Here is a 22872-nt window from a genome sequence, read left to right on the forward strand (position 1 = left end):
ACCAGGCCAGGCCCTTCAAGTGGACCAAGACCGCCGACCAGATCCTCGACCGCATCTGCCGCTACTGCGACAGGATCTCCAAACCAGGTCACTAGTCGTCCGCGGCCGACCCGCGCCTGCGGCCGCGCGACCGGCGCGCGGCCGCTCAGGGCCTGTCCGGCGGATCGCGGTCGGGGCCGCGGCGCCCCGCTCCGACCCTGTTCCGCCGGACAGGCCCTAGGCTCTGACCATGAGCCACGAGCAGCAGAGTTTCGAGACCCGCGCGATCCACGCGGGCAACACCGCAGACCCGCTGACCGGCGCGGTCGTGCCCCCGATCTACCAGGTTTCCACGTACAAGCAGGACGGCGTCGGCGGACTGCGCGGCGGCTACGAGTACAGCCGCAGCGCCAACCCGACGCGCACCGCGCTGGAGGAGAACCTGGCTGCCCTCGAAGGCGGCCGCCGCGGCCTGGCCTTCGCCTCCGGCCTGGCTGCCGAGGACTGCCTCCTGCGTACGGTCCTCTCGCCCGGCGACCACGTCGTCATCCCGAACGACGCGTACGGCGGCACCTTCCGCCTGTTCGCCAAGGTCGTCTCCCGCTGGGGCGTCGAGTGGTCCGTCGCGGACACCTCCGACCCGGCGTCCGTGCGGGCCGCGCTGACCGACCGTACGAAGGCCGTCTGGGTCGAGACCCCCTCCAACCCGCTTCTCGGCATCACCGACATCGCGGCGGTCGCGGACATCGCCCGCTCGGCCGGTGCGAAGCTGGTCGTGGACAACACCTTCGCCAGCCCCTACCTCCAGCAGCCGCTGGCCCTGGGCGCGGACGTGGTCGTCCACTCGCTGACCAAGTACATGGGCGGCCACTCCGACGTGGTCGGCGGCGCGCTGGTCACCGCGGACGAGGCGCTGGGCGAGGAGCTCGCGTACCACCAGAACGCCATGGGCGCGGTGGCCGGTCCGTTCGACTCCTGGATCGTGCTGCGCGGCATCAAGACCCTCGCGGTCCGCATGGACCGGCACAGCGCGAACGCGGCCCGCGTCGCGGAGATGCTGACCCGGCACCCCAAGGTCACCCGCGTGCTCTACCCGGGCCTGCCGGAGCACCCGGGCCACGAGGTCGCCGCGAAGCAGATGAAGGACTTCGGCGGCATGGTGTCCTTCCAGGTGCAGGGCGGCGAGGCGGCGGCCGTCGAGGTCTGCAACCGCGCCAAGCTCTTCACGCTGGGCGAGTCCCTGGGCGGCGTCGAGTCCCTGATCGAGCACCCGGGCCGGATGACGCACGCCTCGGTGGCGGGCTCGGCCCTGGAGGTCCCGGCGGACCTGGTGCGCCTCTCCGTGGGCATCGAGGCCGTCGACGACCTGCTGGCCGACCTCACGCAGGCGCTGGGCTAGCGGCGGGTCCCGCCCCTGGCGTACGGGGCTCCGGGCGCCGGCCTTCCGGTCGGCGGCCCGGACCCCCGGCGGGGCGTACGCGGTGCCGTCTCACCAGTCCAGCGGCGGCGCGATCGTCGACGGCGGCACGACCCACGGCCGGACGACCGAGGCCCACACCGCGAACGCGATCGCGGCCAGCACCAGCAGCGTCCAGCCGGCCCGGCGCAGGGCCCGCCGGCGGCGGAGCAGCCGGGCGCCGCGTACGGCGGCCTGCGCGGCCAGGTCCGTGGGCACCGCGGGATGCGGGCCCTCCAGCATCCGGCGGACCTCAAGCTCCTTGCGGTCGGGCAGCCCGCTCATGCGGCCCCCGCCCCGGCCCCGCTGCCGGCCGCGCCCGTTCCGGCCCCGCTCCCACCGGCCGCGCCCGCACCCGCCCCGGCCGCCGGCGAGCGCAGTGCCGACGTGGCCCGGCCGGCCAGCGCGCGCACCCGCTCGGGCGGCAGCCCCAGCAGGGCCGCGGTCTGCTCCTCGGCCACTCCCTCGTACACCCGCAGGGTGATCACCAGGCGTTCCTGCGGGGAGAGCCGCGACAGCACCCCGCCCCGGCCCCGGTGCCACCGCCAGGCGCCGCGGGCGAAGGCCAGGGCCAGCTCGGCGCGGGTGCGGTTGTACGGGTCGTCCGCACGCGCCCGCTCCCACCCGGCGTACGTCCGTGCCAGCGCGCCCGCGAGCAGCCGGCGCGCGCCGGGGTTGGCCTGGTCGGTTTCGGCCGTCAGCAGCGTGGCGACGTGCAGCAGCCGGCCGGCGGCGCCCGCGACGAATGCCTCGAACTCCCGGTCCCGGCGGTGTGCTTGACCGTCCGACCGTCCTGTCACACCCCTCAGTTGAGGGCAGCGGGCGGCCCCGGTCAAGAGGCGGGAAACCGGCGGTCGCGCGCGGTGCGCGTCAGGAGGCGGGACCGCCCTCGCCGGGGGCGCCCATGCGCTCCGAGAGGGACAGGTTGAACCGCGTGAGCAGGGAGGTGAAGGCCTCGCGCTCCTCCTCCGACCAGCCCTCCGTCACCTGCGCCATCAGCTCGCGGCGCGAGGAGCGGACCTCCTCCAGCCGGGCCAGGCCGCGCGGCGAGAGCGCCAGCACCACCGCACGCCCGTCCTCCGGGTGGGAGGTCCGCTTGACCAGGCCGGTGTCGACCAGCGGGGCCACCTGGCGGGTGACGGTCGAGGAGTCGATGCCCATGCCCGCGGCCAGTGCCTTGACGCCCATCGGGCCTTCCCGGTCCAGCCGGTTGAGCAGCAGGTACGCGGCGCGGTCCATCGAGTTGCGGGCCTGGCCGACACCGCCGAGCCGGGTCTGCTCGGCCCGCCGGGCGAACAGGGCCACCTGGTGCTGGAGGGCGTCGAGGAGACCGGTTCCGGCCTCGGCCGGCAGGTCGGGGTGGGCCGGGGTAGCGGGCATGGACTGGGGCTCTCTTCGCCAGGGGTCGACAGGATGGGGGACAGCGTACGCGGCCGGCGGGTGCCCCGTAGAGGGGCTGCGGAATCCCGGTGCGGGTATCCGCCGCCCCGGGCGTCCCGGTGGATCCGCTGCGAGACTTGCGGCATGAACTACCGCCTGTCCGCCCATGTTCCGCCGCTGATCCTCGACGACGTGCGAGGCGCCCAGAAGATGCTCTCGGGGGTCGCGAGGGTCACCGCCATGGAGGGCAGCAGGCACCTCTCCGCGCTGATCGGCTCCCCGGTCCACCTCAAGTGCGAGAACCTCCAGCGCACCGGTTCCTTCAAGCTGCGCGGCGCGTACGTGCGCATCGCCGGCCTGCGCCCCGAGGAGAAGGCGGCCGGCGTGGTCGCGGCCAGCGCGGGCAACCACGCGCAGGGCGTCGCCCTGGCCTCCGCCCTGCTGGGCGTGCGCTCGACGGTGTTCATGCCGGTCGGGGCGCCGCTGCCGAAGGTGGCCGCGACCAGGGAGTACGGAGCCGAGGTGCGCCTCCAGGGGCACGTCGTGGACGAGACGCTGGCCGCGGCCCAGGAGTACGCCGACCGCACCGGGGCGGTGTTCATCCACCCCTTCGACCACCGCGACATCATCGCGGGCCAGGGCACGGTGGGCCTGGAGATCCTGGAGCAGTGCCCCGAGGTGCGGACCATCGTGGTCGGCGTCGGGGGAGGCGGGCTGGCCGCCGGCATCGCGGTGGCGGTGAAGGCGCTGCGGCCGGACGTGCGGATCGTGGGCGTGCAGGCCGAGGGCTCCGCGGCGTACCCGCCCTCACTGGCGGCGGGGCACCCGGTGGTGCTGGACAACCCGGTGACCATGGCCGACGGGATCAAGGTGGGGCGGCCGGGGGACGTGCCCTTCGACATCGTCCGGGACTTCGTCGACGAGGTGCGCACGGTCTCGGAGGACGCCCTCTCCAGCGCCCTCCTGCTGTGCCTGGAGCGGGCGAAGCTGGTGGTGGAGCCGGCCGGGTGCAGTCCGGTGGCCGCGCTGCTGAGCGAGCCCGAGCTGTACCGGGGGCCGGTCGTGGCGGTGCTGTCGGGCGGGAACGTCGACCCGCTGCTGCTCCAGCGGATCCTGCGGCACGGCATGGCGGCCGCCGGGCGCTACCTCTCGCTGCGGCTGCGCGTGCCGGACCGGCCGGGGGCGCTGGCCGGCCTGCTGGGGGTGTTGTCAGTGGCGGATGCCAATGTTCTGGACGTGAGCCACGTACGTACGGACCCCCGGCTGGGGCTCACGGAGGTGGAGGTGGAGCTGCACCTGGAGACCAAGGGGCCCGAGCACTGCGCGGAGGTCGCGCGGTCGCTGCGGGACGCCGGGTACACCGTCCTGGCGTGATCGCGGCGGCAGGCGCCGTCCGTCCGTCCCGTTCGTGTCCGCCCCGCTCACCGGGCCGGGCGGCGCAAGCCCGCCGACCCTAGGATTTGCGTAGGAAACACCCGTTTGACACTGGGAGAATCCATATGCCAGGCGCGATCTACGCCGAAGGTCTGGTGAAGACCTTCGGCGACGTACGGGCCCTGGACGGCGTGGACCTCGATGTGCCCGAGGGAACCGTCCTCGGCCTGCTCGGCCCCAACGGCGCGGGCAAGACCACGACCGTGCGCGTCCTGACCACCCTCGTCCAGCCCGACAGCGGCACCGCCTCCGTCGCCGGGATCGACGTGCTCAAGCACCCGAACGAGGTGCGCCGCAGCATCGGCCTCTCCGGCCAGTTCGCCGCGGTGGACGAGTACCTCACCGGCCGCGAGAACCTCCAGATGGTCGGCCGGCTCTACCAGATGAACGCGAAGGCGGCGAAGGCCCGCGCGGCGGAGCTGCTGGAGCGCTTCAACCTCGCCGACGCCGCCGACCGCACGGCCAAGACCTACTCCGGCGGCATGCGCCGCCGCCTCGACCTGGCCGCCGCCCTCGTGGTCAGGCCGCCCGTGATGTTCATGGACGAGCCGACCACCGGCCTCGACCCCCGCAACCGGCAGGCCCTCTGGGACGTCATCGAGGAACTGGTCGCGGGGGGCACCACGCTGCTCCTGACCACCCAGTACCTGGAGGAGGCGGACCGGCTGGCCCACGACATCTGCGTGGTCGACCACGGCCGCGTCATCGCCCGCGGCACGTCCGACCAGCTCAAGGCCCAGACGGGCGGCGAGCGCGTGGAGGTGGTGGTGCACGAGCGGGAGCACATCGCGGACGCCGCCGGGGTGCTCACCGGCTTCGGCAAGAGCCCGGCCACCGTCGAGGAGCACACCCGCAAGCTCACCGTCCCCGTCACGGGCGGCGCCAAGCTGCTCGCCGAGGTCATCAGGGAGCTGGACGCCCGCGGGATCGAGATCGACGACATCGGGCTGCGCCGCCCCACCCTCGACGACGTGTTCATCTCCCTCACCGGCCACGCGGCCGCGCTCGCGGAAGAGGAGAACGGCACGGCGAAGGCGGACCGGCCCAGGGGCCAGAAGGCCCGTAAGGAGGCGGCCCCGTGACCGTCACCGGCACCGCACCGGCCCCGCGTCCGCGCGGCGGCGTGGTCCAGTCGATCGGCGACTCCCTGGTCGTCGCCAAGCGCAACCTCATCCGGATGGCCCGGATCCCCGAGATGATCATCTTCGGTCTGATCCAGCCGGTGATGTTCGTCGTGCTGTTCAGTTACGTCTTCGGCGGGTCGATGCAGGTAGGCGACACCACCGACCCCGCGGTCTACCGCGAGTTCCTGATGGCCGGCATCTTCGCGCAGACCGTCACCTTCGCCACCGCGGGAGCGGGCGCCGGCATCGCCGACGACATGCACAAGGGCCTGATCGACCGGTTCCGCTCGCTGCCCATGGCGCGCGGCGCGGTCCTCACCGGCCGCACCCTGGCCGACCTCGTGCAGACCGCGCTCACCCTGTTCGTGCTGGCGATGGTCGCCCTGCTCGTCGGCTGGCGCACGCACACCAGCGCCGGCGAGGTCATGGCCGGCTTCGGACTGCTGCTGCTCCTCGGGTACGCGTTCACCTGGATCGGCGCCCTGATCGGGCTGTCCGTACGCACCCCCGAGGCGGCCACCTCGGGCGGGCTGATCTGGCTCTTCCCGGTCACGTTCGTGTCGACCGCCTTCGTCGACACCAGCCAGATGACGCCCTGGCTGCGGCACGTCGCCGAGTGGAACCCCTTCAGCGCGACCGTGCAGGCGTGCCGGGAGCTGTTCGGCAACCCGGGCGTGGTGGACTCGCCGGCCTGGCCGATGCAGCACCCGGTGGAGGCCTCGCTGATGTGGTCCGTACTGATCATCGTGGTGTTCCGGACGCTCTCGGTCCGCAAGTACCGGTCGGCGTCGGTCTGACACGAGCCGGGGCCCGCCGGCCCGCCGGGCCCCGGCTCGACGGCGACGCGGACACCCGGATACGGCAGGAGCCCCCGCCCGGAGCGTTCCGGGCGGGGGCTCCCGCGTGAGCCGTGCGAGCGTCAGCCGGTGTACGGCTTGACGTCCAGGATGCGCACCGAGGCCTTCTTGCCGTTCGGCAGCTCGTACTCCGCGTCCTCGCCGATCTTCTTGCCGGCCACGCCCTGGCCCAGCGGCGACTGCGGCGAGTAGGTGTCGATCTCCGTGGAGGCGTACTCGCGGGAGGCCAGCAGGAAGGACATGGTGTCGTCCGGGTCGCCGTCGAAGGCGATGGTCACGACGGTTCCGGGGGCCACCACGCCGTTGGAGGACGGCGCCTCGCCGACCTTGGCGGACTCGAGCAGCTGCGTCAGCTGGCGGACGCGGAGCTCCTGCTTGCCCTGCTCCTCCTTGGCCGCGTGGTAACCGCCGTTCTCCCGCAGGTCACCCTCCTCACGGGCAGCCGCGATCTTCGCCGCGATCTCCGTGCGTGCGGGACCAGACAGGTACTCCAGCTCGGCCTTGAGCTGGTCGTAGGCGTCCTGGGTCAGCCAGGTGACGCTCTCGCTCGTCTGGGTCACAGGTGCTCCTCGTCGGTACTGGGATTACAAGCCGCCTCGCTCTGCCAGGCGAAACCACGAGCCTAACAATTCGGGGGAAAAAGGGGGAGGAGGCGACGAGTATGAAGTGTGTCAGTGCAGGTCAGCGGGAAGCGGCCGGCTGACACCCGACCAGCTCGACCGTCGTGGCCCTGCTGGTCGTCTTCAGCACGACCACCTCGTCGATACGGGATGCCCGCTGATCGAAGACGTAATCCTTGCGGCCGACCTCATTGTGGTCCCGGTCCTGGGAGCTGAGGGTGCACACCCCGCGCACCGAGGAGTCCTTGCGGACCTCCAGGTGCACCTTGACCTCGCCGTCCGAGGCCTGGAACTTGATCACCTCGGCGCTGACGGACTGCCCGGCGACGTAGTCCCAGCCGATCCAGCCGACCACGCCCAGCAGACCCACGCCCAGCACCGAGCCGATGATCTTGAGCTTCCGGTCCGCGCGCTCGTCCTGGGTACGGCCGTAACGGCCCTCCGGCAAGCCCTCGCGCACCGCGCTCATGATCGTTCCTCTCCTGGGGCCGTGGAATTTTCCGCCCCCCGATTCGGTCACTATAGAAGCCGCCCCCCGTCCGGCCGGGACGGCCCCGTGTTCGGCGCCGAAACACTGAGGATCGAGTCTTGACTGAGCAGCTTCGCCTGATGGCAGTCCACGCGCACCCCGACGACGAGTCGAGCAAGGGCGCCGCGACGATGGCCAAGTACGTGTCCGAGGGGGTGGACGTGCTGGTCGTGACCTGCACGGGCGGCGAGCGCGGCTCCGTCCTGAACCCCAAGCTCCAGGGCGACAAGTACATCGAGGAGAACATCCACGAGGTGCGCCGCAAGGAGATGGACGAGGCCCGCGAGATCCTCGGCGTCTCCCAGGAGTGGCTCGGCTACATCGACTCCGGCCTCCCCGAGGGCGACCCGCTGCCCCCGCTGCCCGAGGGCTGCTTCGCCCTGGAGGACGTCGACGCCGCCGCCGGCCGCCTGGTCGCCAAGATCCGCGCCTTCCGTCCGCAGGTCATCACGACGTACGACGAGAACGGCGGCTACCCGCACCCCGACCACATCATGACCCACAAGATCTCGATGGTGGCCTTCGAGGGCGCGGCGGACACCGAGAAGTACCCGGAGGCGGAGTTCGGCCCCGCCTACCAGCCGCAGAAGCTCTACTACAACCAGGGCTTCAACAAGCCGCGCACCGTCGCCCTGCACGAGGGCCTGCTCGCCCGCGGCCTGGAGTCCCCGTACGGCGAGTGGCTGGAGCGCTGGAAGGAGTTCGAGCGCACGGAGCGGACCCTGACCACGCACGTCCCGTGCGGCGAGTTCTTCGAGATCCGCGACAAGGCCCTGATCGCCCACGCCACGCAGATCGACCCCGACGGCGGCTGGTTCCGCGTCCCGCTGGAGATCCAGAAGGAGATCTGGCCCACCGAGGAGTACGAGCTGGCCAAGTCGCTCGTGGACACCACCCTCCCCGAGGACGACCTCTTCGCGGGCATCCGGGACAATGCCTGACATGAGCGCTACTCACGCCGCACTGGCCCAGCTCCTCCCGCTCGCCGGGGACGCCTTCGACAAGAACAAGGTGACCCCCGGCATCCTGGGCTTCATCGTGTTCGCGGTGCTGGCCCTGGGGACGTGGGGCCTGATGAAGTCGATGAACCGGCACATGGGCCGGGTCTCCTTCGAGGAGGCCCCGGAGCCGGCGGCCGCCGACGACCCGTCGAAGCCGGCCAAGGCCTGACCCGCGCCTCAGCCGCCGGTGAGGCCGGTCTCCGGTCTCGCCGGCGGCTGAGGCACGCGCCGACGCGGGGCATGGTCTGAGGCACGGGCCGAGGCGGCATGGCCTGAGGCACGCGCCGAGGCCGGGCATGGCCTGAGGCACGGGCCGAGGCGGCATGGCCTGAGGTGCGGGCCGAGGCGGCGCGGGCCGAGGCGTGGGCTGAAGCAGCGCTGCCTGAGGCGTGGGCCGAGGCATGGACTGCCCGGCGGCGCCCCTCAGCCGGTGCCGGCGGTGTCCTGGTCCCGCGCCGGGACCGGGACCCCCATGACCTCGCGGGCGTGGCGGGACGGGATCATGCCCAGGCGGTAGCCCTGCCAGCCCTCGGCGGGGTCCACACCGCGGTCCAGCATCACCGCGTACGCCTCCACGCAGTCCGCCAGCTTCGGATCCCGGGCCGGGTGGCCGCCGGCCAGCGACGCCAGCGCCTCCCGCGCCGCGTCCTCGCCGCCCGCGGCGGCGTACGGCAGCAGGGTGGCCCGCAGCAGCACCGCCCAGTCCGCGCCGCGCAGGTCCCCGTACGAGCGGAACAGCGCCACCGCCTCCTCGCACAGCGCCACCGCCTGCGCCACCCTGCTGTTCCCCGCGTCCACCACCGCCAGCTCCAGGCACGTCCACGCCTCCCCGTGGGCCACCCCGATCCGGTGGAAGTCCGCCCGCGCGTCCACCAGCAGCTGCCGGGCGAACCCCGAGTTCCGCAGGTTCCCCGTCTGCGCCGCCCGCAGGTCCCGCGTCACGCGCCCCGAATGGTGCCGGGCACAGGCCAGCCCGTACACGTCCCGCATCCGGGAGAACATCGTGCGGGCGCGCTCCAGCTCCCGTACCGCCTGGTCCGCGTCGCCCTGCTCCTCCAGCGCCTGGCCCAGGTAGTACAGGGTCCACGCCTCGCCCCGCGCGTCCTCCGCCTCCCGGTGCCGCAGCAGCGCCTCCCGCAGCCGCTCCACCGCCGCCGAGGCGTCGCCGTCCACCAGCCGCGCCCGGGCCAGCTGCGTCAGCGCCCACGCCTGGCCCCGGTCGTCGTGCGTGCGCCCGTACAGCTCCAGCGCCAGCCGCAGCTCCGCGTCCGCCGCCGGCACCTCACCCATCCGCAGGTACACCTGGCCGCGCTGGAAGTGCGCCCAGGCCTCGCCGTGCAGGCTCTCGCTGTCCCGGTGCAGCCGCAGCGACTCCGCCAGCAGCTCCAGCGCCTCGCCCAGCCGCGCGTTGTCCCGCTCCACCGAGGCCAGTGCGTGCAGCGCCCAGGCCCGGTCGCCGGCCAGCTCCTCGCCGGTCTGCAGCGCCAGCGCCTCGCGGATCCGGGCCGCCGCCTCCGTCAGGTTGCCCTGGTGGTGCAGCGTGATGCCCAGCGACACCAGGGCCCGCGCCGCGCCGGACTCGTGCCGGGCCTCGAAGTACGAGTCGACCACCGACGCCAGCGTGGTGCGCGCCTTGTCCAGCTCGCCCAGCTGCCGGGCCGCGATGCCCGTGCGCCACTGCACCGACCGCACCAGCAGCCCCTGGTCCACGGCCTGGGTCAGCTCGTTGATCTCCCCCAGCCGGTACAGGTCGCCGCGCAGCAGGCAGTAGTCGCACAGCGCGCCGAGCAGGTCCAGCACCGCGCGCTGGTCCACGCCCTCGGTGTGCCGCAGCGCCGCCGTGATGAAGCTCGACTCGTCGTCCAGCCACTGCAGCGCCGCCTCCAGGGAGGTGAAGCCGTGGCCGCCGACCGCGCCCTTCACGAAGGTGTCGGCGCGCGTCGAGGTCTTGCCGTCGACCATCCGGATCACGGTGTCGGCCAGCTGCGCGTAGTTCCGGATGAGGCGCTCGTGCGCCGCCGCGATCTCGGTACGGTCCTCCTCCTCCGCCAGCTTCGCGGCCGCGTACGAGCGCACCGCGTCGTGCAGCCGGTACCGCTCGCCGCGCACGTGGTCGATCAGGCCGGTCTTGGCCAGCTTGCCCAGCAGCCGCTGGGCCTCCGCCTCGTTGGTCTCCGTGAGCGCGGCCGCGGCCGCCGCGCCGAGCGAGACCCGGCCGGCCAGCGCCAGCCGCCGCAGCAGCCGCCGCGCCGGGTCGGCGAGGTGCGCGTACGACAGGTCGAGCGCCCGCTCGGTCACGTCGAGCGAGCCCGCGCGGTCCCGCAGGTGCAGCTCGAAGCGGCGGGCCGTGTGCGTGCCGAGCAGCGGGCCGGTCAGCCGCAGCGCCAGCGGCAGACCGCCGGTGAACCGCTGGATCGCGGCCAGCGCCTGCTCGTCGTACACGCTCGTGCCGGCCGCCTCGACCGCCTCCCGCAGCACCTCGGCGCCGTCCGCGTCGGCCAGCGCGGTCACCGGCAGCTGGTACACCCAGGCGGGGGTGTCCTCCGGCAGGACCAGCGGCCGGCGCGCGGTCACCAGCACCAGCGAGTCCGAGCGCTCCGGCACCAGCAGCCGCACCTGCGCCGGGTCCGCCGCGTCGTCCAGGACCACCGTCACCGGCAGCCCCTGGAGGTGCTGGTGGTACAGCTCCGCCAGCCGCCTGACCTGCTGTTCCGCGGAGGACCGCTCCCGGAAGAGCAACTGCTCGCGCGGGGCGCCCAGCCGGTTCAGCAGGTGCAGCAGCGCCTCCCGGGTGGGCAGCGGGGTCTCGCCGCTGAGCGAGCCGCCCCGCAGGTCCACCACGCAGGCCCCGCGGTACTGGTCCCGCAGGTGGTGGGCGGTCCGCACGGCCAGCGTGGTGCGGCCCACGCCCGGTTCGCCGTGCAGCACCACGACCACGGGCCGGGTCTCGGTGCTGGCCCGCGCGGCCTGCACCCACTGGGCGATCCGGGCCACCTCGGCCCGCCGCCCGGCGAACGGCCCGGCCGGCTCCGGCAGTTGCCCGAAGGACTGGGCCAGTACGTTCCGGCGCCGGGCCGCCGCGCTGCGGTCCGCCCCGCGCAGCTGCGGGGCCGCGCCGGTCTGCTTCGGGACGGTGCGGCGGGCGGCCTCGGAGACCATCCGCTGCTGGTCCAGGAAGGGCCGTACGCCCCGCACCTCCAGCGCCGTCAGCCACTGGAGCCGCAGCTGCTCGGGGCCGCCGGGCTGACCCAGGGCGCCGGCCTGGCGGTGGGCGGCGGGCCAGTAGTCGGCCGCGACCTTCGCAGCGGTGGCCGCCGCTCCGGCCGCCGCGACCACTGCCCCGGTACCGAGTGCCGCGCCGGCCTCCAGGCCCAGGGCCAGGTCCGTGACGGCGGCGGTGAGCGCGGCAACGCCGGTCACCAGGGCTGCCGTTGACGCGTTCACCCGGAAGGCGGCGCCGAGCGAGGGTGCCCCGGCGGCGGCTTCGTCGAGCGCCCGGGTGTAGGCCGCGTACTCGGGGGCCGCGGCGGCCGCCATCGCGTCCAGCGCCTCTCTCGCCCGCACGAGCAGGGGCCCCTCCTCCAGCCGCCCGCCGGACCGCCGCACCGCCTCCCCGACGGCCCGCGCCACCAGCTGCTCCGCCTCGCTCCGATGGCCGTCACGCATGCGCATCCCCCTCCGAGAGCCTGGCCAGGAGAACCAGTGTGCGGCGCGGAGCACGCCCGCGCGAGAGAACCCCGCGTGCATCAACCGGAGTTGAGCAGGATCAGAGCTTCGCGCTAAACCTCCGTGCGCGACCTCCGCGCGAGACGCCTGTGCAGCCGTCCGCGTACGCGCCCGCCCCGGCCGCCCCGGTCCGCCCCGCCCGCCCCGGTCCGCCCCGGCGCGGCCCCCGGACCGCGTCCCCTTTTCCGGTACCGGTGCGGGGTCCGGTTCGTGGCTTCGGGTGGTGGGGTTCCGGGCGTGGGGCAGGATGTGCGCATGCCGAACCACCTCGCTCATGAGACCTCCCCGTACCTCCTGCAGCACGCGGACAATCCGGTGGACTGGTGGCCCTGGTCGCCCGAGGCGTTCGCCGAGGCGCGTGAGCGGGGGGTGCCGGTGCTGCTCAGCGTCGGGTACTCGAGCTGCCACTGGTGCCACGTGATGGCGCACGAGTCCTTCGAGGACGAGCCGACGGCGGCCTACCTCAACGAGCACTTCGTCAACGTCAAGGTGGACCGCGAGGAGCGGCCGGACGTCGACGCCGTCTACATGGAGGCGGTGCAGGCGGCCACCGGGCAGGGCGGGTGGCCCATGACGGTGTTCCTGACGCCGGACGCCGAGCCCTTCTACTTCGGTACGTACTTCCCGCCGGAGCCGCGGCACGGGATGCCGTCCTTCATGCAGGTGCTGGAGGGCGTGCGCACGGCCTGGGTGGGGCGCCGGGACGAGGTGGCCGAGGTCGCGAAGAAGATCGTGCGGGACCTGGCCGGGCGGCAGCTCGACTACGGGCGGGCCGGCGTGCCGGGGCCCGAGGAGCTGGCACAGGCGCTGCTCGGGCTGACCAGGGACTACGACTCCCGGCACGGCGGGTTCGGCGGGGCGCCCAAGTTCCCGCCGTCGATGGTGGTCGAGTTCCTGCTGCGGCACCACGCCAGGACCGGCGCGGAGGGCGCGCTCCAGATGGCCGCCGACACCTGCGAGGCGATGGCGCGGGGCGGGATCTACGACCAGCTCGGCGGCGGTTTCGCGCGCTACTCGGTGGACCGGGCCTGGGTGGTCCCGCACTTCGAGAAGATGCTCTACGACAACGCGCTGCTGTGCCGTGCGTACGCGCACCTGTGGCGCAGCACCGGCTCCGACCTGGCCCGGCGGGTGGCGCTGGAGACCGCCGACTTCATGGTGCGGGAACTGCGCACGCGGGAGGGCGGGTTCGCCTCCGCGCTGGACGCCGACTCCGACGACGGGAGCGGCAAGCACGTCGAGGGTGCGTACTACGCCTGGACCGCCGCCGAGCTGCGCGAGGTGCTGGGCGACGAGGACGCCGGGACGGCGATGGCGTACTTCGGGGTGACCGAGGAGGGCACCTTCGAGCACGGCAAGTCGGTGCTCCAGCTCCCGCAGGACGGGCCGGTGGTCGAGGCCGCGCGGATCGCCTCCCTCAGGGAGCGGCTGCTGGCCGCGCGGGCGGGCCGGCCGGCGCCGGGCCGGGACGACAAGGTGGTGGCGGCCTGGAACGGCCTGGCCATCGCCGCGCTGGCCGAGTGCGGCGCGTACTTCGACCGCCCCGACCTGGTCGAGCGGGCCACCGAGGCGGCGGACCTGCTGGTGCGCGTCCACTTCGACGCGACCTCCGGGCGCGCGCGGCTGGCCAGGACCAGCAAGGACGGCGTGGTCGGCGGGAACGACGGGGTGCTGGAGGACTACGGCGACGTGGCGGAGGGCTTCCTCGCGCTGGCGGCGGTGACGGGCGAGGGGGTCTGGCTGGAGTTCGCCGGCTTCCTCGCCGACCTGATCCTGGACCAGTTCACCGCCGAGGACGGCACGCTGTACGACACCGCGCACGACGCGGAGCAGCTGATCCGCCGGCCCCAGGACCCCACCGACAACGCGGCGCCGGCCGGGTGGACCGCCGCCGCGGGCGCGCTGCTGTCCTACGCGGCCCACACCGGCTCGGAGGCGCACCGCACCGCGGCGGAGCGAGCGCTGGGGGTGGTGCACGCCCTGGGGCCGCGCGCCCCGCGGTTCATCGGGTGGGGGCTGGCCGTTGCGGAGGCGCTGCTCGACGGGCCGCGCGAGGTCGCCGTGGTCGGGCCCGCCGAGGACGCCGCCCTGCACCGGCTGCACCGTACGGCGCTGCTCGGGACGGCGCCGGGCGCGGTCGTCGCGGTGGGGGAGCCGGGCGGGGACGAGTTCCCGCTGCTGGCCGACCGGCCGCTGGTCGGGGGCCGGCCGGCGGCGTACGTCTGCCGGCATTTCGTGTGTGCGGCGCCGACCGGGGACGACCGGGCGCTGGCACGTGAGCTGGGGGCGGTCAGGTCGTAGTCGCAGTCATGGTGGAGGCTCACCGGCGGAGCGCCGGTGAGCCTCGTCGCCCTGGGCGTACGCCGTCCTGGCCATGCCTGCGCGTACGCCGTCCTCGCTACGCGTGCGTGTACGCCACCAGCGAGATGCCCACGTAGTGGGTGATGAAGGCCGCGAGGGTGAGCGAGTGGAAGACCTCGTGGAAGCCGAAGAAGCGCGGTGAGGGGTTCGGGCGCTTGATGCCGTAGATGACCCCGCCCGCGCTGTACAGCAGGCCGCCGACGATCACCAGGACCAGTACGGCGATCCCGCCCGCGCGCATGAACTCGGGGAGGAAGAAGACCGCGGCCCACCCCATCGCGATGTAGCAGGGGGTGTAGAGCCAGCGCGGTGCCCCGACCCAGAAGACGCGGAAGGCGATGCCGGCCGCGGCCGCGATCCAGACCGCCCACAGCAGCGTCCGTCCGGTGGAGTCCGGCAGCAGCAGCACGGTCAGCGGGGTATACGTCCCCGCGATGATCAGGAAGATGTTGGCGTGGTCCAGCCGCCGCAGGATCGCCTCGCCGCGCGGTCCCCAGGTGCCCCGGTGGTACAGCGCGCTGATCCCGAAGAGCAGGCAGGCGGTGAGTACGTACACGCCGCAGGCCACCCGCGCGCGGGTCGAGTCCGTGAAGGCCATGAGGACCAGGCCCGCGATCACCACGGCGGGGAACATCCCGGCGTGCAGCCAGCCGCGCATGACCGGCTTGGCGGGGGCATCAAGAGTCATGGCGGCCATGCTACCTACGGGTCCGTAGGTTGCCGGGAGGTGTCTTTTGCCGATTGTTCGCTTTGCCGAAGATTGAACCGAGTGGCGATGCTCACGTGAGAGGCCCCCTGGACATATGGGCACACGGCACGGATGATCAGATGAGTGCGGTCGGCACCGGATGAGCAGCTACGACGCGTCCGGGTCGCAGCCCCCACGGGGCATACATCTTAAAAACCCCTCTACAAGGAGCAATCGTGGCGCGCGACAACGCGGCTCCCCTTTCCACCCCCACCAACCACCAGGAGCTCGTCTCCTGGGTCGAGGAGATCGCAGCCCTCACCCAGCCCGACCGGATCGTCTGGTGCGACGGTTCCGAGGCCGAGTACGAGCGCCTGTGCGAGGAGCTCGTCGCCAAGGGCACGTTCAAGAAGCTCGACCCGGTCAAGCGCCCGAACTCGTACTACGCGGCCTCCGACCCCACCGACGTCGCGCGCGTCGAGGACCGCACCTTCATCTGCTCCGAGAAGGAGGAGGACGCGGGCCCGACCAACCACTGGAAGGCCCCGGCGGAGATGAAGGAGATCTTCGCGGGAGAGAAGGGCATCTTCCGCGGTTCCATGAAGGGCCGCACGATGTACGTCGTGCCCTTCTGCATGGGCCCCGTCGGCTCGCCGCTGTCCGCGATCGGCGTCGAGATCACCGACTCCGCCTACGTCGCCGTGGCGATGCGCACCATGACCCGCATGGGGCAGCAGGTCCTGGACGAGCTCGGCACCGACGGCTTCTTCGTCAAGGCCGTCCACACGCTCGGCGCGCCGCTCGCCGAGGGCGAGGCCGACGTGCCGTGGCCCTGCAACAGCACCAAGTACATCTCGCACTTCCCGGAGACCCGCGAGATCTGGTCCTTCGGCTCGGGCTACGGCGGCAACGCCCTGCTCGGCAAGAAGTGCTACGCCCTGCGCATCGCGTCCGTCATGGCCCGCGACGAGGGCTGGCTGGCCGAGCACATGCTGATCCTGAAGCTCACCCCGCCGCAGGGTGAGGCCAAGTACGTGGCCGCCGCCTTCCCGTCCGCCTGTGGCAAGACCAACCTCGCCATGCTGGAGCCCACGATCCCCGGCTGGACGGTCGAGACCATCGGCGACGACATCGCCTGGATGCGCTTCGGTGAGGACGGCCGCCTCTACGCGATCAACCCCGAGGCCGGCTTCTTCGGCGTCGCGCCCGGCACCGGCGAGCACACCAACGCCAACGCCATGAAGACGATGTGGGGCAACTCCGTCTTCACGAACGTCGCGCTGACGGACGACGGCGACGTGTGGTGGGAGGGCATGACCGAGGAGGCGCCCGCGCACCTCGTCGACTGGAAGGGCAACGACTGGACTCCGGACTCGGAGACCCCCGCCGCCCACCCCAACGCCCGCTTCACCGTCCCGGCCTCGCAGTGCCCGATCATCGCGCCCGAGTGGGAGGACCCCAAGGGCGTCCCGATCTCCGCGATCCTCTTCGGCGGCCGCCGCGCCTCCGCGGTGCCGCTGGTGACCGAGTCCTTCGACTGGAACCACGGCGTGTTCCTCGGCGCGAACGTCGCCTCCGAGAAGACCGCCGCCGCCGAGGGCAAGGTCGGCGAGCTGCGCCGCGACCCGTTCGCCATGCTGCCGTTCTGCGGCTACAACATGGGCGACTACATGGCCCACTGGGTCAAGGTCGCGGCGGACAAGGACCAGGCGAAGCTCCCGAAGATCTACTACGTGAACTGGTTCCGCAAGAACGACGCGGGCAAGTTCGTGTGGCCGGGCTTCGGCGAGAACAGCCGCGTCCTGAAGTGGATCGTCGAGCGCCTCGACGGCAAGGCCGAGGGCGTCGAGACCCCCATCGGCATCCTGCCGGCCAAGGACTCGCTCGACACCGAGGGCCTGGACCTGCCGGCCGAGGACCTCGACTTCCTCCTGACGGTGGACAAGGAGGTCTGGCGCGAGGAGGCGGCGCTGGTCCCCGACCACCTCAACACCTTCGGTGACCACACCCCGAAGGAGCTGTGGGACCAGTACCACGCGCTCGTCGAGCGCCTGGGCTGAGCCCTGACCCCCGCGAGGGGGTGACGAAGAACGTGGGAGCCCCCGACCAAGCGGCGCCCGACGCAGCAACGGCCCGCCGGTCCTCGTGACCGGCGGGCCGTCGCCGTTCCGCGGCGGGGGCGGCCCGCAGTCCCGGCAGCCGTCCCGCGCGGGCCGGTCCTCAGCCCCGGCAGCCGTCCTGTGCGCGCAGCCACTGCTCGGCGGCCGCCGGCGCCCGCTCCTCCCCGGTCTCCTCGTCCGGGGCGAGCGGGCCCTTGTGCACCGTGCCCGTACGGTCGGCCTCGTACGAGCCGGCGAGCAGCAGCAGGGCGCCGTCGGACAGCCGGTGGGCCGCGTTCCCCGTCGTCAGACCGGCCGTCGGCTCGCCGAACGTACGGGTCGCCGGGCGGCCGCGGAAGGCGATGGCCGCGGCCTCGGCGGCGCTGGCCGTGCGGTTGCTCGTCAGGACGGCGACCGGCGGCCCGGGCCGGGGGAGCGGCTCGGCCGGTCCCCAGTCGGGGAGCTGCCCGCCGGGCGTACCGCTCCGGACGACCCAGGGCGTACGCCCTCCGCCGGGCGTCACGAACGCACCCACCGTGCCGTCACCCAGTACCGCCCCCACCGCGCCCAGCAGCGGGAACATGTCGCCGCCCGGGTTGGACCGCAGGTCCACCATCCACCCGCACGCCCCCGCCGCGGCCGCCTTCGCCACGGCCTCCCGCCCCCGGCGCACGTACTCCGCGCCGGCCCGCTCGTTCGGCACGGCCGGCAGCGTGACGTGCGCGATGCGCCCCGGCAGCAGCTCCACGACCGGCGGCTCGGCGTCCTCCGCACCGGTGACCTCCGCCGCCTGCGCCGGATCCAGCAGTTGGCTGTGCCGGTCCCCCAACTCCCGCAGCGCGTCCCGGATCGCCGGGTACGTCTGCGCGGGCGTCCGGGCCCGGTCCCGATCCGCCCGCCGGAACGCCGCCTCCCGCACCGCGGCCCAGTCGGCGGTGTCCCGCAGCACCGAGTGCCGCTCCGCCACGGCGAGGGCGTCCTCCAGATACGCCCGCGCCTCGCCCCCCAACGCCCCGTCACCCGCCCCGCCCCCGGAGCACCCGGCCCCGGCCAGCACGACTCCGGCCACCACGACCGCCCACCTGCGCACAGCGCCCCCCCGTTGATCATCGGTGGGCCGACCCTAGCCCGGTCAGGAGCGGCCGCGGTCTTCCAGGTAGGTCGTGTGGGTCTGCTGGCGGCGGGATTCGGTGTCGCGGAGGGCGGTGGTGAGGCGGTCGGCCTCGTCGTAGAGGAGGTTCAGCTGGTGTTCCAGGTGGCGGTCCGGGGATTCGGTGCCGGGGTTCAGGCGGCTCCACCAGCGGGCGCGGTGGTACGTGTCCACGCACTCCGGGACGTCCTGGCGGACGGCCCGGGAGAGGGTGTGGACGGCCTCCGGGTCGGCGGCCAGGACGTCCGAGACCCAGGTCGGGTCCAGCAGCGCCTCGTAACGGGCCATCAGCTCCGTCAGCTTGCCGGCCGCCGCCGGGTTCAGCTCCACCTCCGCGATGTACTGCTTCAGCGTCGCGAAGTCGTCCCGGAGGGTGCTCAGCTGCTCCGCCGGGTCCGGGAAGTCCGGTACGGCCACGTGCTCCGGCGGGGCGATCAGGGCGGCCGCCCCGTACAGGCCGGCCACCACGACCGGCCAGTACGGGCCCGCCACACCGGCCAGGGTGAGGCCGACGCCCACGACGCCGGCCGCGCTGCCGGCCAGGTTCTTCTTCGATTCCAGGTACGTCAGGGCGCGGTTGCCCCTACTGGTAGCCACGGATCTCCTCGAAGGCGCCGTCCAGGGAGCTGTTGCCGCCCGTCGCGTCGAAGAGGCGGCCGCCGGTCAGCTCGGTGATGTGGGTCAGTTCGGCCTTGTCGGAGTCGCCGAAGAGGATCGCGAAGACCGGCGTGGACTTCCCCTCCGGGGACTGCCGGGCGTAGAAGGCGTCGAACTCCGAGGCGTCCGCGCCCTCCGTGTTCTCGCCGTCCGTCATCAGGACGATCGAGGTGAAGGCATCCCCGCTGCCGCCGCCGATGTGCTCGTACGCCTCCTTCAGGCTGCTGTAGACCGCCGTGCCGCCGTCCGGTGTGAGCGCGTCGATGTCCGAGCGGATCGCGTTCAGGGCGGTCGTCGGGCTGCCCGGGTCCACCACGTGGGTCGTGGTCTTCTTCACCTTCGAGCCGAAGGGCATCAGCGTCACCTCCTCGCGGTCCCGGAAGCGCCGGCCCACCGGGGAGTCCCCGCTGCCCGTCAGCTTCGCCAGGGCGTCGCGGAGCCTGCCGATGCGGTTCTCCTCCTCCATGGAGCCGGAGGTGTCGAGCACGTACACCGTCCGCGAGGGGCGGCGCAGCTCGTTCTCGTACGAGGCCAGCAGGCCGTCCGCCACGGAGCGGGTGCCGGGGAAGGGCAGTTCGCGGCGCTTCGTGGGCGACAGGCCCGGGCCGAGCGCCACGCCCGCCGTCACCGGCCGCCGCAGCGTGGTGTCCGTGATCCGCTTCTGGGCCTCCGGCGTCCGCAGGTACGCGGTCAGCGAGCGCATCGAGGTGCGCGCACCCTGCGGCGCCGAGGTGAGCAGCGCGAGCGGGTAGTCGGCCGTGACCACGCCGTCCTTCGGACGGATCACCGTCAGGTCCTGCTTCAGGGAGAGCAGGACGGATTCGTAGTTGACGAGGGCGTCCACCGAGCCCCGGCGGGTGTAGGCGTCCGCCAGCCAGCCCGAAGAGCCCGAGGTCAGCTTCTGGCCCTTGAAGAACTCCTTCAGGGCCGGGGAGGCCTTGGCCACGTCCGCGTCGGTCAGGGCCGCCTGCGCGCCCGACAGCCCCGAGGCCACCGAAACCAGTGCGGAGAAGCCCGAGTTGGAGCGGACCGGGTCGGTCATCCCGTACGTCAGCCGGCCGGCCTTCACCGCCTGGTGCAGCTGCGACCAGGTCAGCTCGCCGTCCTTCCAGCCCAGCCGGTCGGCGGTGGCGCGCCTGACGCCGATCGCCACCGGCGAGGTCATCACCGGCGTCTCGTTGGTGACCTTGCCGCCCGCCTCGGGCCGCAGCCTGAGGTAGTCGTTGGAGGACAGCCAGACCGCGTCGTACGCGCCGTCCGCCTTCCCGGAGGCCAGCTTCTCCACCGCGTCGAGCGTGCCCGACCAGGTGAACTTCACCGTGACGCCGGTCTTCTCGCGGGCCGCGTCCAGCACCGGCTGCATGTCGGACAGCTCGGAGGAGGCCAGCACCCGCAGCGTGCCCTCCTGGTACGGGAGGGGGCCGGCGTCGGGCTCCGGCGCGCTGTCGCACGCCGTCAGCACCAGGCCCAGCGCGAGCAGTGCGGCGGTCGTGATGCGCTTCCTCACCGGCCACCGCCTTCCAGGGCACCGGTCTGCCGCGTCCGCTCCAGGTACGCCGTCGCCGCCTGGAGCTCCCCGGTCAGCGACTCGACCGTCGCCGCCATCGACTCCGTGGCCTGCACCTTGTACGTGTCGATCGCGTCCAGCGTCCGGTAGATCTGCCCGAACGCGGTCCGCAGCGTCTCCGCGCCCACCGCCGGGTCCGCCGCGATCCGCTGGATCTCGCCGGTCTGCGTGGCCAGCATCTCCGCGTTGCCGCGGATCAGCTCCTCGGTCGTCCCCCGCAGGGCGTTGACCTGCTCGACCACCTTGCGCTGGTTGTCCAGGGCGGAGGCCAGCATCACCGCGATGCGCAGCGCCGACACCGTCGTGGTCGCCGCCCGCTCCACGCCCTTGATCAGCTCGTCGTTGTTGCGCCGGACCACGTCCATGGCCAGGTAGCCCTGGGCGCAGACCGCGAGCTGGGTCAGCAGGTCCTGGTGCTTCTGCCGGACCGGGAAGAGGACGTCCGCACGCAGCGCGTCCGCCTGCTGCGGGTCGGCGGCCCCGACCTCGGCGACGCGCTGCTCCACCGCCGCGTCGAGCGCCTCGGTGAGCACCGCGTACTCCTGGAGCTTGCCCATGGTCTCCCACAGGCGGGTGCGCTCGGTGTGCAGCGCGGCGTTGTCGCGGCGCAGCTCGTCCTGGCCGCCGCGCAGGGCGCCGACGATGCGGTTGAGGGTGGCCTGCGACGAGGCGTACTTCGCGACGTGGTCGCGGAACCTGTTGCCGCCCGGCAGCTTCGACAGCAGCTTGCCGAGCCCCTTGCCGGGGGTGTCGCGCGGGTCGAGGTCCTCGACCGTGCGGCGCAGCTCCACCAGCGAGGACGCGACGCGGGCCTGGGCCTCGCCGCCGCCGTCCGCGCCCAGGGAGCGTACGGCCCGGTCCAGCATCCGGTTGGACTGCTGGGCGGCGCTGCGGATCTCGCCCGCGCCGAGCCCCGCGATCTCCCCGATGCGTCCGGCGAACTCCGGCGAGCGGGCGTCGAGGCCGGCCAGCGAGCCGACGTACTCCCCGGCCCGGCGGGCCATCTCCTCGCGTACGCCGTCCTGGAGCGGCACCAGGCCTGCGGCCTGCTCCCGGCGGACCGGGGCCACGGGCTCCGGGGCGGTCAGGACGAGCTGTCCCGGCTCTTCTGCGGTGGTCATCAGTGGCCCCCCTGGCCCTTCGCCCGCGCGGCCATCTCGTGCAGGACCTCGACGGTCGGCACGGGCGCCTGGCGGATCCCCGTCAGCTTCTGGTTGAGGTAGGCGGTGTGCGGCGCGGTGGCCGCGGTGAACTCGGACAGCGCGCCCTGCGGCCGGTAGCCGTGCCGTACGGCCAGCTCGCGCAGCCGCTTGTCGGTGCTCAGCAGCTCGCCGAGCGCCTTGCCGTCCTCGGTGAGCGGCACCAGGGTGTGGTCGCTGGGGACCGTGGTGTCGGGGTAGAGGACCACCAGGTCGCCGGTGTCCTGCTTCTGCTGGAGCAGGGCGGCCACCTGGGACTCGTACACGAGCACCAGGGGGTTGCCCACCCCGCTGATGAAGTCCCGGAACGGCGCGTCGGTGCTGGTCTGCTGGGCGCCCTGGGGGGCGATGAGCCTGCGCAGCAGCGGTGCCGTGCGGTCGATGCCGGCCTTGTCGGCGACCACCCTCTGCTGCTCGGCCACGAAGGAGGTCATGGCCAGGTACAGGGCACCGGAGTTGGAGCTCCCCGGGTCGGTGGTGCTGATGTAGAGGGAGCCGCTCAGCTCGGCGTGCGCGCCGGCGCCCTTGAGCTGCTGCCAGGTGCGGTCGGCGGCCACGGCCTTCAGGAACGGGTCCATCAGCAGCGTGCCCGACTTGGCGCCGGCCTTGCGGACCAGGCCGTTGTCCGCCAGCACCCCGGCGGCCGCGCTGTGCGCCACGATCACCAGTGGCGAGTAGAAGGGGCGGGCCGCGGTCACCTTCAGGGGTGACTTCGCGCGGACCGCGTCGGCGGGAGCCTTGCTCCCCGGAAAGGCGAAGTCGTAGTCCTTCAGCGGGAGCTGGTCCATCGCCCAGGACCCCGAGGTCTCCGTCTCCACCGTCCAGCCCTTGCCTGCAAGGGCCTCGACCACGTCGGGATCGTCGAAGAACTCGGCCTTCTCCGACCCGATCACACCACGCACGGTCTTCGTTGCCGTGCCGCCTATTCCCTGACCTCCGCGCCCTGCCAGAACGGCGAAGACAACTCCGCCGATCAGCAGGACCGCCAGGGCGATTCCCAGGATGCGTCTCACAGGGGGCAGCGTGCTCGCGGAAACCCAGGTTC

20 protein-coding genes are annotated in these 22872 nt (G+C 73.2%); 8 read left to right on the forward strand and 12 right to left on the reverse strand.

Annotated elements, in window-relative coordinates:
* The first annotated feature begins 229 nt into the window (after positions 1 to 229).
* Complete coding sequence (locus tag ACIF6F_RS30845; RefSeq protein WP_399954260.1) at positions 230 to 1378, forward strand: cystathionine gamma-synthase; 1149 nt, start codon at positions 230 to 232, stop codon at positions 1376 to 1378.
* Between the two features lie 90 nt (positions 1379 to 1468).
* Here ACIF6F_RS30845 and ACIF6F_RS30850 read toward each other — a convergent pair whose 3' ends face one another.
* The 3 genes from ACIF6F_RS30850 to ACIF6F_RS30860 form a co-directional block, all read right to left on the reverse strand.
* On the reverse strand, positions 1469 to 1720 hold the full coding sequence (locus ACIF6F_RS30850) for a hypothetical protein (RefSeq protein WP_399954263.1): 252 nt from the start codon (positions 1718 to 1720) through the stop codon (positions 1469 to 1471).
* Positions 1717 to 2235, reverse strand: coding sequence for a sigma factor-like helix-turn-helix DNA-binding protein (locus ACIF6F_RS30855; RefSeq protein WP_399954266.1), 519 nt, complete (start codon positions 2233 to 2235; stop codon positions 1717 to 1719). The genes ACIF6F_RS30850 and ACIF6F_RS30855 overlap by 4 nt, the downstream gene beginning before the upstream one ends.
* 70 nt (positions 2236 to 2305) lie before the next feature.
* Positions 2306 to 2815, reverse strand: coding sequence for a MarR family winged helix-turn-helix transcriptional regulator (locus ACIF6F_RS30860; protein ID WP_399954269.1), 510 nt, complete (start codon positions 2813 to 2815; stop codon positions 2306 to 2308).
* Between the two features lie 144 nt (positions 2816 to 2959).
* Here ACIF6F_RS30860 and ilvA point away from each other — a divergent pair, with 144 nt between their 5' ends.
* The 3 genes from ilvA to ACIF6F_RS30875 all read left to right on the forward strand — a co-directional run bounded on the left by ilvA (position 2960) and on the right by ACIF6F_RS30875 (position 6170).
* Positions 2960 to 4189, forward strand: coding sequence for a threonine ammonia-lyase (gene ilvA, locus ACIF6F_RS30865; protein WP_399954272.1), 1230 nt, complete (start codon positions 2960 to 2962; stop codon positions 4187 to 4189).
* 125 nt (positions 4190 to 4314) lie between these two features.
* Positions 4315 to 5331, forward strand: a complete 1017-nt coding sequence (locus tag ACIF6F_RS30870) for an ATP-binding cassette domain-containing protein (RefSeq protein WP_399954277.1) — start codon at positions 4315 to 4317, stop codon at positions 5329 to 5331.
* Positions 5328 to 6170, forward strand: coding sequence for an ABC transporter permease (locus ACIF6F_RS30875; protein ID WP_399954280.1), 843 nt, complete (start codon positions 5328 to 5330; stop codon positions 6168 to 6170). The genes ACIF6F_RS30870 and ACIF6F_RS30875 overlap by 4 nt, the downstream gene beginning before the upstream one ends.
* 122 nt (positions 6171 to 6292) lie before the next feature.
* Here ACIF6F_RS30875 and greA read toward each other — a convergent pair whose 3' ends face one another.
* A complete protein-coding gene (gene greA / locus ACIF6F_RS30880) occupies positions 6293 to 6790 on the reverse strand; it encodes a transcription elongation factor GreA (protein ID WP_399954284.1) in 498 nt (165 codons plus the stop codon).
* Between the two features lie 121 nt (positions 6791 to 6911).
* Positions 6912 to 7319, reverse strand: a complete 408-nt coding sequence (locus ACIF6F_RS30885) for a DUF4307 domain-containing protein (protein WP_399954287.1) — start codon at positions 7317 to 7319, stop codon at positions 6912 to 6914.
* A gap of 119 nt (positions 7320 to 7438) precedes the next feature.
* Here ACIF6F_RS30885 and mca point away from each other — a divergent pair, with 119 nt between their 5' ends.
* A complete protein-coding gene (gene mca / locus ACIF6F_RS30890) occupies positions 7439 to 8320 on the forward strand; it encodes a mycothiol conjugate amidase Mca (RefSeq protein WP_399954290.1) in 882 nt (293 codons plus the stop codon).
* Positions 8313 to 8549: a hypothetical protein gene (locus tag ACIF6F_RS30895; protein ID WP_399954293.1), complete on the forward strand. Its 237-nt coding sequence runs from the start codon at positions 8313 to 8315 to the stop codon at positions 8547 to 8549. Before mca ends, ACIF6F_RS30895 begins: the two co-directional genes overlap by 8 nt.
* Before the next feature lie 254 nt (positions 8550 to 8803).
* On the opposite strand, the gene ACIF6F_RS30900 is transcribed toward ACIF6F_RS30895, so the two are convergent.
* Positions 8804 to 12046 carry a tetratricopeptide repeat protein gene (locus ACIF6F_RS30900; protein ID WP_399954296.1) on the reverse strand — a complete coding sequence of 1081 codons (3243 nt, stop codon included), beginning with the start codon at positions 12044 to 12046 and terminating at the stop codon, positions 8804 to 8806.
* A 315-nt stretch (positions 12047 to 12361) separates the two neighbouring features.
* On the opposite strand from ACIF6F_RS30900, the gene ACIF6F_RS30905 reads away from it, so the two are divergent.
* On the forward strand, positions 12362 to 14407 hold the full coding sequence (locus ACIF6F_RS30905; RefSeq protein ID WP_399954299.1) for a thioredoxin domain-containing protein: 2046 nt from the start codon (positions 12362 to 12364) through the stop codon (positions 14405 to 14407).
* Between the two features lie 97 nt (positions 14408 to 14504).
* On the opposite strand, the gene ACIF6F_RS30910 is transcribed toward ACIF6F_RS30905, so the two are convergent.
* The gene (locus tag ACIF6F_RS30910; RefSeq protein ID WP_399954303.1) at positions 14505 to 15164 is read right to left on the reverse strand and encodes a hemolysin III family protein; all 660 of its coding nucleotides are present in this window, start codon (positions 15162 to 15164) and stop codon (positions 14505 to 14507) included.
* A gap of 227 nt (positions 15165 to 15391) precedes the next feature.
* Between ACIF6F_RS30910 and ACIF6F_RS30915 the strand changes: the two genes are divergently transcribed.
* The gene (locus ACIF6F_RS30915; RefSeq protein ID WP_399954308.1) at positions 15392 to 17215 is read left to right on the forward strand and encodes a phosphoenolpyruvate carboxykinase (GTP); all 1824 of its coding nucleotides are present in this window, start codon (positions 15392 to 15394) and stop codon (positions 17213 to 17215) included.
* Positions 17216 to 17375: 160 nt separating this feature from the next.
* Here ACIF6F_RS30915 and ACIF6F_RS30920 read toward each other — a convergent pair whose 3' ends face one another.
* The 5 genes from ACIF6F_RS30920 to ACIF6F_RS30940 are packed head-to-tail and all read right to left on the reverse strand — an operon-like array spanning position 17376 to position 22840.
* Complete coding sequence (locus ACIF6F_RS30920; RefSeq protein ID WP_399954311.1) at positions 17376 to 18326, reverse strand: S41 family peptidase; 951 nt, start codon at positions 18324 to 18326, stop codon at positions 17376 to 17378.
* A gap of 60 nt (positions 18327 to 18386) precedes the next feature.
* The gene (locus ACIF6F_RS30925) at positions 18387 to 19001 is read right to left on the reverse strand and encodes a hypothetical protein (RefSeq protein ID WP_399954314.1); all 615 of its coding nucleotides are present in this window, start codon (positions 18999 to 19001) and stop codon (positions 18387 to 18389) included.
* Entirely contained in the window at positions 18988 to 20568 is a 1581-nt protein-coding gene (locus ACIF6F_RS30930; protein WP_399954317.1) for a substrate-binding domain-containing protein, read from the reverse strand. Before ACIF6F_RS30930 ends, ACIF6F_RS30925 begins: the two co-directional genes overlap by 14 nt.
* The gene (locus tag ACIF6F_RS30935; protein WP_399954320.1) at positions 20565 to 21749 is read right to left on the reverse strand and encodes a toxic anion resistance protein; all 1185 of its coding nucleotides are present in this window, start codon (positions 21747 to 21749) and stop codon (positions 20565 to 20567) included. The genes ACIF6F_RS30930 and ACIF6F_RS30935 overlap by 4 nt, the downstream gene beginning before the upstream one ends.
* On the reverse strand, positions 21749 to 22840 hold the full coding sequence (locus tag ACIF6F_RS30940; protein ID WP_399954323.1) for a substrate-binding domain-containing protein: 1092 nt from the start codon (positions 22838 to 22840) through the stop codon (positions 21749 to 21751). Before ACIF6F_RS30940 ends, ACIF6F_RS30935 begins: the two co-directional genes overlap by 1 nt.
* Between the last annotated feature and the right edge of the window lie 32 nt (positions 22841 to 22872).

Source organism: Streptomyces sp. NPDC086023, from assembly GCF_044540325.1.
Taxonomy (GTDB): domain Bacteria; phylum Actinomycetota; class Actinomycetes; order Streptomycetales; family Streptomycetaceae; genus Streptomyces.